The sequence below is a fragment of the Methanoregula sp. genome (assembly GCF_041663825.1).
Taxonomy (GTDB): domain Archaea; phylum Halobacteriota; class Methanomicrobia; order Methanomicrobiales; family Methanospirillaceae; genus Methanoregula.
Genome location: NZ_JBAYLY010000005.1, coordinates 1 through 16,343, shown reverse-complemented (window position 1 = coordinate 16,343; position 16,343 = coordinate 1). Strand labels below are relative to the sequence as shown.

General features: G+C 54.9%; 13 protein-coding genes. 5 read left to right on the top strand and 8 right to left on the bottom strand.

Annotated elements, in window-relative coordinates:
- Positions 1 to 53: 53 nt before the first annotated feature.
- A complete protein-coding gene (locus WCX19_RS03410) occupies positions 54 to 1,577 on the bottom strand; it encodes a sodium:solute symporter (RefSeq protein WP_373005024.1) in 1,524 nt (507 codons plus the stop codon).
- Positions 1,578 to 1,874: 297 nt separating this feature from the next.
- On the opposite strand from WCX19_RS03410, the gene WCX19_RS03405 reads away from it, so the two are divergent.
- On the top strand, positions 1,875 to 4,613 hold the full coding sequence (locus WCX19_RS03405) for a PAS domain S-box protein (RefSeq protein WP_373005021.1): 2,739 nt from the start codon (positions 1,875 to 1,877) through the stop codon (positions 4,611 to 4,613).
- A 316-nt stretch (positions 4,614 to 4,929) separates the two neighbouring features.
- On the opposite strand, the gene WCX19_RS03400 is transcribed toward WCX19_RS03405, so the two are convergent.
- Positions 4,930 to 5,439, bottom strand: a complete 510-nt coding sequence (locus WCX19_RS03400; RefSeq protein WP_373005018.1) for a PEGA domain-containing protein — start codon at positions 5,437 to 5,439, stop codon at positions 4,930 to 4,932.
- On the opposite strand from WCX19_RS03400, the gene WCX19_RS03395 reads away from it, so the two are divergent.
- Positions 5,425 to 5,664 (top strand): hypothetical protein, encoded by a 240-nt coding sequence (locus WCX19_RS03395; protein ID WP_373005015.1) that lies wholly within the window; start codon positions 5,425 to 5,427, stop codon positions 5,662 to 5,664. The genes WCX19_RS03400 and WCX19_RS03395 overlap by 15 nt on opposite strands.
- Positions 5,665 to 5,718: 54 nt before the next feature.
- Here WCX19_RS03395 and ilvN read toward each other — a convergent pair whose 3' ends face one another.
- The 3 genes from ilvN to WCX19_RS03380 are packed head-to-tail and all read right to left on the bottom strand — an operon-like array spanning position 5,719 to position 9,385.
- Positions 5,719 to 6,222 (bottom strand): acetolactate synthase small subunit, encoded by a 504-nt coding sequence (gene ilvN, locus WCX19_RS03390; protein WP_373005012.1) that lies wholly within the window; start codon positions 6,220 to 6,222, stop codon positions 5,719 to 5,721.
- Entirely contained in the window at positions 6,219 to 7,898 is a 1,680-nt protein-coding gene (gene ilvB / locus WCX19_RS03385) for a biosynthetic-type acetolactate synthase large subunit (protein ID WP_373005009.1), read from the bottom strand. The genes ilvN and ilvB overlap by 4 nt, the downstream gene beginning before the upstream one ends.
- A complete protein-coding gene (locus WCX19_RS03380; protein WP_373005006.1) occupies positions 7,895 to 9,385 on the bottom strand; it encodes a 2-isopropylmalate synthase in 1,491 nt (496 codons plus the stop codon). The genes ilvB and WCX19_RS03380 overlap by 4 nt, the downstream gene beginning before the upstream one ends.
- 143 nt (positions 9,386 to 9,528) lie before the next feature.
- Between WCX19_RS03380 and WCX19_RS03375 the strand changes: the two genes are divergently transcribed.
- Positions 9,529 to 10,206: a DUF2115 domain-containing protein gene (locus WCX19_RS03375; RefSeq protein WP_373005003.1), complete on the top strand. Its 678-nt coding sequence runs from the start codon at positions 9,529 to 9,531 to the stop codon at positions 10,204 to 10,206.
- 651 nt (positions 10,207 to 10,857) lie between these two features.
- On the opposite strand, the gene WCX19_RS03370 is transcribed toward WCX19_RS03375, so the two are convergent.
- The 3 genes from WCX19_RS03370 to dacB all read right to left on the bottom strand — a co-directional run bounded on the left by WCX19_RS03370 (position 10,858) and on the right by dacB (position 14,093).
- Positions 10,858 to 11,661 (bottom strand): ABC transporter substrate-binding protein, encoded by an 804-nt coding sequence (locus WCX19_RS03370; protein WP_373005000.1) that lies wholly within the window; start codon positions 11,659 to 11,661, stop codon positions 10,858 to 10,860.
- 267 nt (positions 11,662 to 11,928) lie between these two features.
- Complete coding sequence (locus WCX19_RS03365; RefSeq protein WP_373004997.1) at positions 11,929 to 12,141, bottom strand: hypothetical protein; 213 nt, start codon at positions 12,139 to 12,141, stop codon at positions 11,929 to 11,931.
- Positions 12,142 to 12,515: 374 nt separating this feature from the next.
- The gene (gene dacB, locus WCX19_RS03360; protein WP_373004994.1) at positions 12,516 to 14,093 is read right to left on the bottom strand and encodes a D-alanyl-D-alanine carboxypeptidase/D-alanyl-D-alanine-endopeptidase; all 1,578 of its coding nucleotides are present in this window, start codon (positions 14,091 to 14,093) and stop codon (positions 12,516 to 12,518) included.
- A 170-nt stretch (positions 14,094 to 14,263) separates the two neighbouring features.
- Between dacB and WCX19_RS03355 the strand changes: the two genes are divergently transcribed.
- Positions 14,264 to 15,679, top strand: coding sequence for a serine hydrolase (locus WCX19_RS03355; RefSeq protein ID WP_373004991.1), 1,416 nt, complete (start codon positions 14,264 to 14,266; stop codon positions 15,677 to 15,679).
- Positions 15,680 to 15,824: 145 nt separating this feature from the next.
- Positions 15,825 to 16,343: serine hydrolase domain-containing protein (locus WCX19_RS03350; protein ID WP_373004987.1), on the top strand; the 519-nt coding region annotated here is incomplete at its 3' end.

The following is a 16,343-nucleotide window of genomic DNA, read 5'->3' as shown; positions in this document are numbered from 1 at the left end:
AGTGTTGGCCGGCTGGATTTATAAAAATACACCGTTCCCGGTAAAAAAGAAAATTATTGTTTTGAGATATACCAGCCGGTCTGGGTCTCGTCAAGGATCTTCTGGTCAGTCTTTTGCGTGAACATGCTCACGACAATCATGACCACGATCGCGATGACAAACGGGAAGAACGAGAAGTGGACCGGGAGATTGGCAAAGTTATAGCCGAGGACCGTGATCTTGAAGTAATTGAGTGCCCCGAAGACAACTGCGGAAAGAAGGCCGACAGTCATGCTGGCAAGTGCCCCTTCGCGTGTTGCGCCCCTCCAGTAGAGCCCGGCAAGGAGCGGGACGGCAAAGGTGGAGAGCATGATCCCGATACCCATCCAGATGAGGCTCGCGAGGGCATCCGGGGGGTTGATCGCAAGGATCATGGTGCCGAGCGCGGAGAGCACCACGATCACTTTTGAGAGCAAAAGGACGCTCTTGTCGCTCGCGTCTGGCTTGAGGATCTTCTTATACAGATCCCAGGAACACATGGCGCCGATGGTGAGCATCAGCCGGTCGGTCGTCGACATGACAGCGGCAAGCACGATCACGGCAAAGATTGCCCAGAGTGCGATGATGGGGAGGGAGTACTGGATGCCGTAGAGAATGACAAAGTCCGAGGCATTCGAGACGGTCGGCAGGGTAAAGACGCCCTCTTTTACCATGACAAGACCGGCAAAACCGGCGAACTTCAAGAGAAACATGGCGATCCCGTAGACCGCGAATGCGACAATCGGGGCCCACTTGAAGTACTTGACATCTTTTACCGCAAGCACGTTGTTGATCACGTGCGGGGCGCAGGCAAGACCGACCATGAGCATGATCGCAAACGAGACGACGTATGCAGGTGCAAAGGCGCCGGTCGGCATCCACGGCATCACAAGGTTCGGGTTGACGGTCGCAAGATATTCGTTGACGTGCGTGAATCCCCCGGCATAGAAGATAATGATCGGGGCCATGACAAAGATCCCGACAATCAGGATGATGGACTGGATCAGGGATGCCCATGCGACCGCATAGAGCCCGCCGATAGTGGTATAAACCATCGTGACGAGGGTCGCGATCACGAGCGCGAGCCAGAGCGGGATCGCAAAGAGCCACATCAGGACTATGGCGATCGCGGTGTACTGCCCCACAAGGTAGATGAGCGAGACGATAATCCCGGCAACAGCCGAGAGCGAGCGGAGCGCCGTCGGGCTCTGGTACCGGTGGGCGAGGTAGTCCTGCACGGTTACATAACCGGCAGACTTTGCGACGTTATGCAGTTTCACGCCAAAGAAGATAACGCAGAACCCAATCGAGAGCGGGACAAAGATCTGTTCCCACATGGTCGGCCAGCCGGCCCGGTACCCGAGCCCCGAAACCCCAAGAAGCGACATGCCCGAGCAGACCGCACCGATCATGAGCAGGATAAAGACCCAGAACCCAAGCGAGCGGCCGGCGACAAGGTAATCTTCTGTCGTCTTGATCTTTCCTGACGCCCAGACGCCAATCCCGAGCATCAGGAGGAAGTAGATGGCGATAACCGCAACGGTGATAAAATCCGCCATTTAGTCATGCCCCCCAAAGGTCAGGCCCCAGTACAGCAGTGCGGCAAAAGCGACAAGTGTCACGCCGCCGAATACAAGAATCGTGAGATTCGGCACTCCAAACATACTATCCTGTTAATTTGTAGCATGCTAACATATAACACGATCGAAATGTTAGCGAATAACTATTGTGGGGGTAACCGATTTTTCACATTATTAATTTTATTTTTTTCTCTTGATTTGTCAGAAATTGCCCAAAGAAATACATTTTAACAACATGCAGAGCAATAGTCCATTGCCCTACACCGATGTCGCATCATGTATACTATCCTCTATGTTGATGATGAACCCGACCTGCTTGAGATCGGCAAACTCTTCCTTGAGCAGAGCGGGCAGTTCAGCGTAGACACCATTACCTCTGCTCCGGCAGCCCTCACACTGCTGAATTCAAAGACATACGATGCCATAATCTCGGATTATCAGATGCCGGAACATGATGGTATCGAATTCTTAAAAAAAATAAGGGCTTCGGGAAACACCCTTCCGTTTATCCTTTTCACGGGTCGGGGTCGTGAAGAAGTTGTCATCCAGGCTTTAAACGAAGGGGCTGATTTTTATCTCCAGAAAGGTGGGGAACCGGTTTCTCAATTTGCCGAACTTGCCCACCATGTCCGACAGTCCATCCAGCAGAGAAGGGCGGAGGCAAGCATCCGGGACCATGAGCGGCGTGAAGCGGATATCATCAATTTCCTGCCTGATGCAACCGTTGCAATCGATACGAAAGGTATCGTAATCGCGTGGAACCGGGCAATTGAGGATATGACCGGTATCCCCGCTAACTGTATGCTGGGGAGGGGGGATTACGAGTATGCTCTCCCATTCTACGGTGAACGGAGACCGACCCTGATTGATCTGATCTTCCTGCCTCCCGATGAGATCGGGAGCCAATATTCAAACATTGTCCGGGATGGTACGATGCTTGCTGCTGAAACTACGCTCCCGCGTCTGCGGGGAGAGCCGAGAACCCTCTGGGCCAAGGCGAGCCTGTTGTACGATCAGGACGGAAGCATCATCGGCGCAATCGAGGCCGTCCGGGACATTACCGAACGCAAAGCTGCTGAAGAAGGACTCCGAAAAGCACACGATGTGCTGGAAGACCGTGTAAATCAGCGGACTGCCGATCTGTATGCTGCGAACCTGCAATTGCAAAAAGAGATCGATACCAGAAAACAAACAGACTCCGCATTAGTGGAGAGCGAGGAACGCTTCCGGACATTAATCGAGAAAGCACCCGAGGCAATCCTCCTTTTTGATATGGATCTCGATCGGTATATTGAGGCAAATGCAAAGGCCGGACAACTGTTCGGGTGCAGCCGGCAGCAGTTGCTCGATTCCGGTCCCCAGCAGTTCTACAGGCCCGATCAATCTGATGGACGACCCTTTCGTGAAACAGTCCCTGAACATCGGAAACAGGTTCTGGCAGGAGCAGAGCTCGTATTTGAACGGCGTATCCGGAATGCCAGCGGTGAGGACCGTTTCGTTGAAGTGCGGCTCGTCCACCTGCCATCTTCCACGAGGAAACTGATCCGGAGCAGTTATATTGACATCACCGAGCGTAAACGGGTCGAAGAGGCACTCAGGGAAAGCGAGAAGCGTTACCGCGCCATTGTCGAACAGGACTACCGCAGTATTTTAGAGAATATCCAGGATGTATTTTATCGCACCGATACTAGAGGAAACCTTATTTTGACAAGTCCTTCCGGGGCCAGACTCCTTGGGTATGCGGGAACTGAAGAGATGATCGGTAAGACCGCCATCGAATTTTATGCCGATCCGGCACAGAGAGATCTCTTTCTTGCCGCGCTGAAAAAAGACCGATCTGTCTCCTCCATGGAGATCACGCTGAAACGAAAGGACGGCTCACCAGTCACGGTTTCGACCAGCAGCCATTGTTATTATGACGCAGCTGGGAAGTATGCCGGGGTAGAAGGGATATTCCGGGATATCACTGAGCTTAAAGATGCGGAAAAGGCACTTCGGGAGAGCGAGGAGAAATTCCGGGCGCTTGTCGAGACCACCCCGAATATAATCTGGGAGACTGACCGTCAGGGAAAATTCCGGTACATCAGTCCCACGGTTGAGACGGTCCTGGGCTATTCTCCTGAAGAAGTTATGAGCAAAGCGACCACCGATCTGATCACGGATGAGGGAAAGTCTGTTTCAAGGCAGGCTAAGGCGCAGATTGAGTCCTCGGGAAGCATCCCCTCGTCCCTAGAAGTCCCTGCCCGCCACCGCGACGGGCGTCCGATTATCCTTGAGATCCGTCCCTGTCGGACAGATAAAGGCGGAGTAACGAATGGGTTCCGGGGCGTAGCCATTGATATCACCGAGCGCAAGAAAGCCGAAGAGACACTCCGGCGGGCGAACCGCCAGCTCAACCTGCTCTCCAGCATCACACGACATGACATCCTCAACAAGATAACCGTAATCCTTGGATTTCTTAAAATTGCAGAAAAAAAATGCACGGATCCCGGGCAGGCCGGGTATTTAGAGAAAATGGAGTCCGCCATCACAGCGATCCGGTCGCAGATCGAATTCACCCGTGTATACCAGATTCTTGGAACGAATGAACCCCAGTGGATAGATCTGGATACTGTAATCCCCCGCTCGCAGGTTCCGTCAACGGTTACGCTTGATGCGGAGGTGCGGGGAGTTTGGGTATTTGCCGATCCAATGCTTGAAAAGGTTTTTTCCAACCTCCTTGATAACTCCATCCTGCACGGTCAGCGGGTAACAAAAATCCGGATAGCCTCTCAAAAAGCGGGCGATGATCTGGTGGTTGTATGGAAGGACAACGGGATTGGCATTGCTGTTGACGAAAAAGAGCGGATCTTCGAGCGAGGATTCGGGAAAAATACCGGGCTCGGGTTATTCCTTATCCGGGAGATCCTCACCCTGACGGGTATTATTATTAAGGAAACCGGAGCGCCGGGTAAAGGGGTACGGTTTGAGATCACTGTGCCCACGGGAGCATACCGGTTCACTGATGCGCGGTAAAATGCGGATAAATTGTCAGTTAAACTTGATTTATCCCTCCCTAGTTATTCCCCGTCATAGGCTTACTTGGATCATGAGAACTGGATCACGCCCCCAACATAAAGATCCGGTACGAGTTGCGGCTCATATTCGCGGGTAACCGGTGGAACCGGTCTAGGATACGAATACAGTTGATCCGGTATTTTATAGCGGGCTGATCGGAAGGAGATATACTGAGATCGTAGGTGCGTATTCCCGGAAAAAAACCAGATATGAAAATTTTCAGCATTATCGCAATATGGATCCCTTTGCCGGAACTGTGTGATAAAAAAGGATCTCACTCCCCATGTTTCCCCACGAAAACCATTCCGCAGATCCCGGCAGCAACAAGCGCTACGAGACCACCAGACCCGGCCTGTGTCTTCGGGATTGATGTATCTGCGGCGGAAGGGATCGGTTGTAAGGTGATATCAGCTTCGTTGACCTGGTCCGGCAGGATGGTGATCTGCGTGGTGGCGGTCTGGTAGCCATCGGCGGTTACTGTGATCGTGTGGGCGGAGCCGGCCGTTACATCGTCAAAGTCCACGTTCCAGCTGGTCGAGACCGCACCGGTGCTCGACTCACATTCCCTGTTGTCAATGCAGACCTGGCCGAGACCCGGGGAGACAAAGACTCTTACGGCGCCAGTTCCGGATGACGTGGTCACGGACGCGGCGGTTTCAGTTGCGACAGGGACAAGGTAGATCTGCAGGGTGACGGTATCGCCGTTGTAGTCCATGTAAAATGTGTCGGTATAGTCCTCGTATCCCTTGGTATCGTAAACTTTGATTGTATGGTCACGTCCCACGGCGACCGTATCGAACTGCGTGCTGCTGTACCCGGAAAACGACCCCGGGCAACCTGGCAGGTGGTATCGACACAAACGCTCCCGCTGCCCGGGTGGACAAACACTTGTACGATGTTTGTGGTAACAGCGGCAGGTGCGACAAGCGAGAGGCGCGCGAAGATACAAACGATCCTCATAAAAACAGGTGCAGGAACTTTATACCGTGATGATGTGAAGAGCCGGTGATAAAGGTTGTATTATGCGACCTCAAGAAATGTGCCGCAGGGTAATAAAAAAAGGTTACTTGCTGCTCGTCACGGTCTTCGTGCCACGCAGGATCGCGATCCTTCCGGTCCGGATCAGCTCCTTGATCCCGAACTGGCGGAGCAGTTTCTCCATCGCGTTGATCTTGTCGGTGTCCCCGACCACCTGGAGGATCACCGATTTTGCCCCCACGTCCACGATCTGGGCGCGGAAGATCGTCGCGATCTGCATGATCTCTGCCCGGGTCGAACCCTGGTCGGCGGTCACCTTGAACATCACCAGTTCGCGCTCGACCCGCTCGTTGTCGGTCAGGTCCGAGACCTTGATCACATCGATGAGCTTGTTGAGCTGTTTCATCACCTGCTCGACCTGCGCATCGTCGCCGATCACGACAATCGTGATCCGGCTCATGTCCGGTTCCTCGCAGGGGCCCACCGCGAGGCTCTCGATGTTAAACCCGCGTCGGGAGAAGAGGCCTGTTACCCGTGAGAGGACACCTGCCCTGTTCTCCACAAGGACGGATAGCGTGTGCGGCTTCATGATCGCGGATGCCCCCCGATCATCTCGTTAATCGCTGCACCGGCCGGGACCATGGGAAAGACGTTCTCCTCCCGCTCGATCCTGAAGTCGAGCACAAACGGCCCGTCGCAGTCAACTGCTGCCTTCAGGGCCGGCATGACCTCGTCGCAGGACTCTACCTTGATGCCGTCGATACCGTACGCTTTCCCGATATTCACGAACTCCACCGGTGGGAGTTCGGTATACGAGTAGCGCCGGTCGTAGAAGAGCTCCTGCCACTGGCGCACCATCCCGAGGTACATGTTGTTTAAGATCGCGATCTTCACCGGGATCTTATACTGCGCCACGGTCCCCATCTCCTGGATGTTCATCTGGATGCTCCCGTCGCCGGCCACGTCAAAGACCGGCACATCCGGCCGGGCAAAGTGCGCCCCGATAGCAGCCGGGAAACCATAGCCCATCGTGCCAAGGCCGCCGGACGTAATCCACGTGCGGGGATGGCGGAAGCAGAAGTACTGGGCGGTCCACATCTGGTTCTGGCCCACCTCCGAGACGATCACGGCATTCCCTTTGAGGAGCTCGTTCATCTGCTGGAGGACGAATTGCGGGTGCAGGCAGCCCTTGTCCTTCCCGTACCTGAGCGGGTGGTGCTGCTTCCAGTGCTTGATCTTCGTATTCCACGCGTCGCAGGCGCCGATCTTTTTCAAGCCCGCAATCATGTCGGTCAGCACGGATTTTACATCGCCCACAATCGGAACGTCCACGCGCTTGTTCTTTCCGATCTCGGCCGGGTCGATATCGATATGGATCACGTTTGCATGTGGCGCGAAGGTGTCGATCTTTCCCGTGACCCGGTCGTCAAACCGGGCCCCGATGGCGATTAAAAGATCGCATTCCGTCACGGCAAAATTCGCGTACTCGGTGCCGTGCATGCCGAGCATGCCGAGATTGAGCGGATGATCGCAGGGGATGCACCCGAGGCCCATTAAGGTCGTTGTGACCGGGACGCCAAGCTTGGTTGCAAACTCGACCAGTTCCGGCGATGCGTTGGATGAGATCACGCCGCCGCCCGCGTAGATGAGCGGGCGCTCGGCAGCGGTGATCAGCGCGATTGCCTTGTCGATCTGGCGCTTGTTCCCCTTGTACGTCGGGTTGTAGCCCCGGAGCGCCACTTTTTCCGGCACGACCGGTTCCTTGATGGACCGGGTGTTGACATCCTTGGGGAGGTCAATAAGCACCGGGCCCGGCCTTCCGGTACTCGCGATATAATATGCCTCTTTAACCACCCGGGGGATATCCACGGTATCCTTCACGAGATAGTTGTGCTTGGTGACCGGCATCGTGATGCCCTGGATATCGGACTCCTGGAAGGCGTCGTTCCCGAGCATGTAGGTCGGGACCTGCCCGGTGATCGCAATGATCGGGACCGAGTCCATATAGGCCGTCGCGATCCCGGTGACAAGGTTACAGGCACCGGGCCCCGAAGTGGCAATGCATACTCCTACCCGGCCGCTCGCGCGGGCATACCCGTCAGCGGCATGTGCAGCAGCCTGCTCGTGCCGTACCAGGATATGCCGCAATGGTGAATCGTAGAGTTCATCATAGACTGGCAGGATCTGCCCGCCAGGGTAGCCGAACAGTGTGTCGGTACCCTCGCGCTGCAGTGCTTCAACGAGGAGTTTTGCCCCGGTCTTCATGGTCGTTCCTCAAGTAGTCTGTTCATTCCGGCGATCATCGCCTCGACGCTCGCCATGATAATGTCCGTGCGGGCGCCTCTAGATGTAATTATCTTCCCGTCTTTACTTAACCTTACGGTCACTTCGACCAGTGCGTCAGTCCCGCCGCTGATGGCGTCGACGTGGTACTCTTCAAGCCGGATGTTTGCGGCATCGGCGACTGACTTACTCAGTACCTGCATCGCGGCATCGACCGGGCCGTCACCGGTTGCCGCGCCGGTCGTTTCCCTGCCCCTGACTTCGAGCGTGACCGAGGCCGTGGGGATCATGCTACTTCCCGAGACGACCGTGAACTGCTTGAGCCGGATGACCGGTTTGCACTCGATTGCGAGCACCGCATCGGCAACAGCCATGAGGTCGGCATCGCTCACGCGTTTCCCGGAGTCACCGAGATCCTTGATCCGGGTAACGATCGCCTTGAGCTGCTGATCGTTCGGCGCATACTTCATCTCGTGCAGCGCCGCTTCTACCGAGGCAGAGCCGGAATGCTTTCCGAGTACTATCCGGCGTTTCCTCCCGATCTGTTCGGGCCGGATGGACTCGTAGGTCGAAGGTTCCCGGATCACGCCGTGGGCATGGATGCCACTCTCATGGGTAAACGCCATCTCGCCGACCACGGCCTTATTGACCGGCAGCGGGATGCCGGTGAGGCGCGAGACCAGGGTCGAGAGGGAATAGATCTCCTCTTTTTTTATTCCGGTATCGTAGCCGTAGAGCACTTCCAGGGACATGACCAGCTCCTCGAACGGCGTGTTCCCCGCCCGTTCGCCAAGGCCGTTCACCGTGACGTGGGCGCAGGTGGCGCCGGCTTTTAAGGCAGCGACCGTGTTTGCGAGCGCAAAGCCAAGGTCGTCGTGGCAGTGGATCGAGAGCGGGGCAATCCCGGCAAGGGCCGGGATGAATGCCGCGCATTTCTCGGGTGTGAGCACGCCCACCGTGTCGCAGAAGCAGAGCCGGTCAGCCCCACGTTCCACGCCACCGGCAAAGACGTACTTCAGGAATTCCTGGTCGGCCCGTGAAGCATCTTCGCCCGAGAGTTCGACAATGAGCCCCCGGCTCTTCGCGTACTCGACCGAACTCCATGCCATCTCTGCTACCTGGTCGCGGGTCTTGCGCATCTTCTTCTCGATGTGCAGGTCACTGACCGGGATCACGAGGTGGACGGAGTCCGCGCCGTTATCAGCAGCGTAATCGATGTCGGTCTTTACCGCACGGACAAACGTGCAGGTCTCGACCGGCAGGCCGGCACCTGATATGAGCCGGATCGCGTCCTGTTCGCCCGTGGATGCCGCAGCAGAGCCGGCTTCGACAACATCGACACCGATGGCTGCAAGCCTTGTCGCAATCTCTAATTTCTGGTCCGGGTTTAACGATACACCCGGGGTCTGTTCCCCGTCCCGTAACGTGGTATCAAAAAAGCGCAGTTTACTGGCTAATAAAACACTCACTCATGGTTAGACACCATGTTACATGACTAGGAAAGCAGACTATTAAAACGTTCGGACAGGGAAATACCCGCACCGGAACCCTTACATGTGTCGGCCGGACAAAATACCGGGTAAGGAAAACCTCTTCCCGGAGACTTCTGGCCATGAACTCTGATATGCCGTATAATCCTGAACAGGGATCGCCCGTACAGGTCGCCGCTGCCATACAGAAAGATTGTGCCCGGTTTCTGGCGCTGCGGAGCCGGGGCGAACTCGGTGCGGCACTTGCCCGGGTCGTGCTGTTGTATTCGCCCCGCGACATCCGGCAGATGGAGCAGAACTTCGGAAACTCGGTCCGGGATCTTTCACCGGAATACCGCAAAGAACTCGAAGAAGCGATCACCGGCCACCTGCTCGGAACGTACCAGAGCATCCGGCTCATGGACCAGCAGGGTACGTTCAGGACACATGCTGAGCCGGTGACGGATGCCGCGGCTGCATACTGGAACATGGTAGCAGACCAGTGCCGGCCCGGGACCGGGGATATCCGGCTCCGGTTTTTGAAATTTTTGCTCGTCGGTTTCTGCATGATAGTAAAGCAGGAGCCGGGTCACCCGGTGGGATTGAGGTTTCCCGGCGGCGACCGGGTCGAACTTGTTGACGGCGTGTACTACTGTCCGGCCCGGGAGAAATCAGGCGATGTGGATAGTGCCCTCTGCCCGTTCTGCCCGGCACAACAGACGCCGGCGGTCGGGTACCTCAAGCCACCGGTAAACGCAAGCGAGCACCGGAAGCAGGAGTTTATCGATAACTGTTACCGGTACCATAATTTCAATGGGTAATTACCAGGGCCGGACCGACCCTCTCCCAGGATCCATTCTCCGACAAAAGAGGTCCCGGGCCGGTACTACCTCCGGAAATCTCCCGTGGAACTGGTGCCAACACTTTCCACGAATATTGTTATAACCCGTTATTTTGGGAAACGGGCTGTTTTAATCAGGAAAAAACCGTGCAATTTAGCGGCCTTCCTTTGGTCGCGAAAAACCGGCAGTAATGCCCATCCGTTAACCCGGCCTGGCCAGGAACCCCGCTATGGCCAAAAAATAAAGGGGTTTTTAACGGGTAAAAACAACCCGGTTTTTTCGGGAAAATTTTCCTAGATTGGCCCCTTATGTATTAACCGGGGGAAACGGGGGTATCCGGAGGGAGGGATGCGGCGGTTTTAATGGTTATTTGCCGTCAGACGAGACGGCACTCCTTGCTCGTGAGAGTATGGGGGCATCAGTCCTATCATCAGATTGCCCGCCCGGATCGTGAGTGTCACTGCAACACATACAGACTTTGAGATCATTCAATTGGCAGATTAACGATTCTCATCATTTAACAACTATAAAAAATAAAGTGGCGATACAATCCCTTCTGACACTGTCACGTACAGCGAGAGTGGGATCTGTTATTTTTTTTAAATCCAAAAAAAATGAGGGGCCTTTTACCTACTGCATGTCGTACTTCTGGATAAGTTCTTTCCACCTGTCCGATGCCATGAGATGGTCGAGACCCGTGTTGATGGCAGCAAGCAGCGCAGTATCGTCCTTCCGTACTGCGACACCGTATGCTTCATCGGTTGTGATAATGCCGATCTTTTTTATCGGCTTGTTTTTTATGGCGTGGACAACGACCGGCACATCAAACATCACGACATCAGTGCGACCGTTGGAAAGATCGGTTAAGGCAAGCGGGAAGTTGTCGTACAGCGTCAGGTTCGTGCTCTTGAGCGTGCCGTTCCTGATAAGATTGTTCTCAAGCCAGGTATTGGCAGACGATCCCCTCTGGGTCCCGACAATAACTTTCCCGGTAATGAAGTTGTCCATGGTTATGGTTGAGGAATTCCGGGCCACTATTGCCTGGTTGACTCCCCAGTAGGTCTTCGAGAAGTTAACCTGCTCCATCCGTTCGGGCGTCTTTGTCATACCCGAGTAGACCATATCAATCTTTTTTGCCCGGAGTGCGGGAATGATGCCGTCCCAGGCCATAGGCTGGATCTGCACATCAAAACCCTGGTCTTTTGCGATCCACTGGATCGATTCGACATCAAAACCGGTCAGCATCCCGTTCTTGTCGATATACGAGAATGGGAAATAGTCACCGTCAATACCAACGACGTATACTTTCTTTGTCGTATCCGTGGGTGTAGATACCGACCCGTTTGCCGAAACAGAAGGGGAGCTCTGCGTACACCCGGCACAGACCAGGAATACCCCCACGATAAAAATAACCGGAAGAAGCCATCGTTTCATGGTCAGTAATTCTTGCAGGGAGGGTATTTACAGATGTTTGAACGATACGGAAAACTCCTGTGACCTCAATGACACGTGCCGGATGCAGACCTGATAACCCCGGCCTCCCTGCCACGATCGGTAAATTTGTATTTTTTTCCAAATGCAAATTTTTTTTCACCGGAAAACCACATCCCCCGGTCGTGTCAGACCGTAACCCTCTCACGTTCCCAAAAATGTGTCCGGTTATAATCCTTTACAAATCAACATTTATGACGGGTTATAACCTTACACAACGGTGTGGCAACACTCTTCGAGATACTCTCTGGCCAAAACCCGTGGAGGACCAGCCAGCCGTTCGATAACGGTCGGGAGCGGTCGGACTACAAAAGCCGGGAATGCCTGCGGCACGAGGAGTTCGATTGTTTTAATATCGGGAATATGGGGGATTATGGTCAAGGTGGATTTTGTCAGGAGGATGCCGGACAGTACGTTTGTCATTACGGACTGGAAGACCTGCGGCCGGGGGTTTATTTATGTCAGTCCTCCCGGGAAATCTTGAAGCCAGTCCGGAGACGCCGTTCTCGTAAAACCTGGTCCGGGTCTCGTACCGCGAAGTCATCAGGTCCCTTCTGCTCTTCCGGATACGGTCGCGCCATCATCTTCACACCGGGACAAACGGCGAATGCACACTCTGAACAACAAGGGTGTGGATAACAGGGGCTCATCGAAGGAAGGCGAACGGGCGGCAAGTGAGGGCACGAGAGTTTCGGGAAGATCCAACCATCCGTGGCCGGTTCCACTCCTGCTTTTTACTCATCTGCCGGTACAGCAATGCGAGGACCAGTCTTAAAATACAAAAAAAGGCGGGAAGATCAGAAGTTCCCGTAGACCATCCCGGCAATACTACCGAGATCCGTACCCACGGATTCAGCAGTGACATTGTCCGTGAGCCGCACATTGTTGACATATTCGACAAAGACGAGCCGTTTCCCGCTCTTTGTATCCACATAGCCGGCAAGACCTTTTGAAAGTAAGATATTGTCCCCGTTCAATGGGTCCGGGTAACTGTAGGTGCCGGTCTTTGCGTACACGCGGCCGCAGGCCGGGTTGCCGGTAGCACAATGGCCGACAGTCGAACCGTCCACACCAAGGATCGGCTGGGCTTTGACAAACCGGTCTGCATACGGCTGCCTGCTCATGAGGGTCAGCAGCTGCGCAACAGTACGGGGCGAGACATGATCGACCCGGTCCCCGCCCGCGCCGTCGCCAAGCATCGCGCCGGTCGTGTCGAGGCCAAGCGACCGCAGCACGTTGCCTTCCTTTGTCATACCGTCAGCATAGGTCGTCTTGTTCTCCGCAAGGGCAAGCAGCATGACGTAGTAGTTGGCATGCATGTTCTGCGAGACCTTCAGCGTCAGCTTCACGTCCTCGGCAAGCGGCGGGGAGGTGAGGTTTGCCACTTCTTTTGCGCTACCGTAACTTCCCGCCGCCGGGAGTTTTTTGACCGGGTTCTCACCGGTTGCCGGTGCAGCGACCGTGACACCCTGGCGTTTTAAGGATTCGATGAAGAGCGTGCGGGCAAAGACAGCGGGGTTCGTGACCGCTGCCGTGGTGTTGACCGTCCCGGCATCGGCAGCGATAGTCCCGACGAGTATGATTGTTCCTGCTTCCTCCCCGGCATCGAGCGCGGTTGTCGACCCGGCCGGGCCGGTGGTTGCCCGGTTGTCAAATTTGTACAGGGAGGTCTGCGGCCGCATTTTAACAGACGGTGCAGAACCCGGCTTACCCGGCGTGACGCTTAAGTCCACCAGGTTGTCATTGATCACAACAGGCGAGAGGAGCGCCATGAATTCTCCCTGGACATTGGCAAACAGGCGGTCATCGATCACTACATCGGAGACTTTTGTAATGCCGGCCGCTTTTACCTGCCGTGAAAGGTTGTCGAGGCCGGCAAGGGGATCGGTTGTCGTGAGGCCGGCACCTGACTCGGAATGATCGGTATTGGTATACTCGATGGTTCCATCGGGGAGTGTGCGCCCGCCCATGGTTGTGTCGCCTTTTGCAACGAGCACGAGGTTTCCGTCAAGGATCCCATCCGCACCGATTGTTCCCACTGCATAGACCGGGGTCGTCGTCCGGTAATCGGGGCCGAGCGCTGCAAGGGCCGCAGATGATGAGAAGAGTTTTGTCGTTGATGCCGGTGCAAACATCTCGTCTGCATTTTTCTCAAGCAGCGTCTGGTTTGTCGCCGGGTCGACAACGATTAAGCCCCAGCTTGCATGGGAATACTGCGGCGCCGAAGTTATAGTCGTGATATTTTTCTCCAGTGCAGACGAGCCGGCTGAAGTCTGGGCTGTAGTACCGGAGCACCCGGCAGATGCAATAATTAAAACAAGCAGGAAACTGATGATTGCGCCGGCCATATATCGTCGGCAGGATTCAGGAGTCATACAATCAAACAGGATCTCGTCGTTAATCTGGCATAAATTATGTGAAATGATTTTTGTAACCCCCGACTGCACGAGCCTTGGCGCCGGTCCCGTATCAGTTATTTTATCCTGGCAAAATACAAACCGCAGATTTTTAAAAACCGGTACTCCAAGTACCGCTTGTATCTATTATGCCTGAAAAGATCCACCCGGTCCTGATCCTTGTCGTGGCTGCCCTTCTCCTTGCTGCGGGATGCACCCAGCCGGCTGCTGACAGCAGCAGGGGGCAGGCCGGCGGTACCCCGGTCACGCTCTCCGCAGCGGATTTCGCGGTATCGCACAATCTCGATGAATATATGAATGCTCTTTTTGATGCCGGCCGTTTCAGCGGTGCCGTCCATGTGGCACGTGGCAGTACCGTGCTCCTTTCAAAAGGATACGGAATGGCCGACTACGAGTTCGCGGTCAACAACACGCCACGGACCGTCTTTCCGATCGGCTCGAACACCAAGCAGTTCACTGCCGCAGCCATCATGAAACTCCAGGAGCAGGGGCGCCTGAACGTCACCGACCCGGTCACGCTCTACGTTCCCGGTCCCGCGCAATGGAAAGATATCCGGATCTACAATCTCCTGAACCATACCTCCGGCATTCCCTCCGATGGCGCATTCTCCTTAACCGACCGGACCGATCTTACTCTTCCCGAGACCGTCCAGCGGATAGCCGCACTGCCCCTTTCCTTTGCACCGGGAACGAATTACACGTACTCCAACAACGGCTACATCGTGCTCAGTGCCGTCATCGAGAACGCTTCTGGCATGTCCTACGAAGAATACTTAAAAACAAACATCTTCCTCCCGCTTGGCATGAACAGCACCGGCCAGGACAATGCACGGGACGTATTTGCAGGCCGGGCGAGCGGGTATACCACGATGGCGGGAAAACCTGTCCATTACGATCTCCAGAATATCCACAATTCCTGGGGCGCCGGGTCGGTCCATTCCACAACCGAAGACCTGTTTAGCTGGGAGCGCTCCTTCCATACACAGGGAACGATCCTCTCCCAAGAATCGACAGCGGCAATGATCCGGAACCATTACGGGATCGACAGCGCGGTAGTCAGGAACCGGACGATGATCGGCCATGCCGGCCGGAATTTCGGGTTCATCTCGTACACGCTCTATTATCCCGACAGTGATGTAAACATCATGTTCCTCTCAAACTACGACCGGACCTCCATCGCCCCCCTTGCCGGAGACCTGTCGGCAATTGTCTTTGGCCAGCCGTATTCCCTGCCGCAGAAACTTGACCGAAAGGCCGTCCTGCTTTCTCTAAAGAACAGTTCTGAATACACCGGGACATATGCACCGGCCTGGGAAAAGTCATGGACAATTACCGTGTATTCCGATGACGGCAGGTTATTCTACGATGCGGTCATGCCCGGTGACCGGCATGTCGAGCTCATGTACGAGGGCAACGATACCTTCTTTGTCACGCCGGAGTCTCACGATTCGTTCATCTTTTTACGGGACTCCTCGGGAAAGGTCCGCGGCCTTGAGATGTATACTCAAGGAAGTTCACACGATGAAGCGGTGAAGGTGTCGTGAAGAAAACCGGGATTTTTCACCCCTCATTATATATTTTTTAGACCGTCCGTCTGTGTCGTTTCTATCTTTTTTTGTTCTCATTTTTAGAGAAGATGAAAACCGCAGATTTAATCTGTAGTAAAAAAAAGTAACAAATGGTTCTATCATGCCCAAAAAGATCCCCCCTGTCCACATCCTTGTCGTGGCTGCCCTTCTCATTGCTGTCATTCTCCTTGCTGCGGGATGCACCCAGCAGGCAGCGGAGAAACAGTCGTCAGCCGGAAAAATCAACGGCTTTGACGATTTTGTCACCCAGAAGATGACAGAATACGAAGTCCCGGGTGCCGTTGTCGGTATTGTCGACAACGACTCAGTTGTGTACCTGAAAGGGTTCGGTGTCCGCGAGATCAATACACAAGAAAAAGTGGACCCCGACACCCGGTTCCAGATTGCATCGGTCACCAAGTACATCACCGCACAGGCAATCGGAACGCTCGTTGATGAAGGAAAACTCACCTGGGACACGCCGGTCGTGACCTACGTGCCGGGCTTTGCGTTAAAGGATCCCTATGTGAGCGAACACGTCACGCTCCGGGATCTGCTCGCCCACCGGACCGGATTAAAGGAGTACGACGGGGATACGCTGGGCCGGCTCGGGTACTCCAACAGCGAGATGCTCGAACGG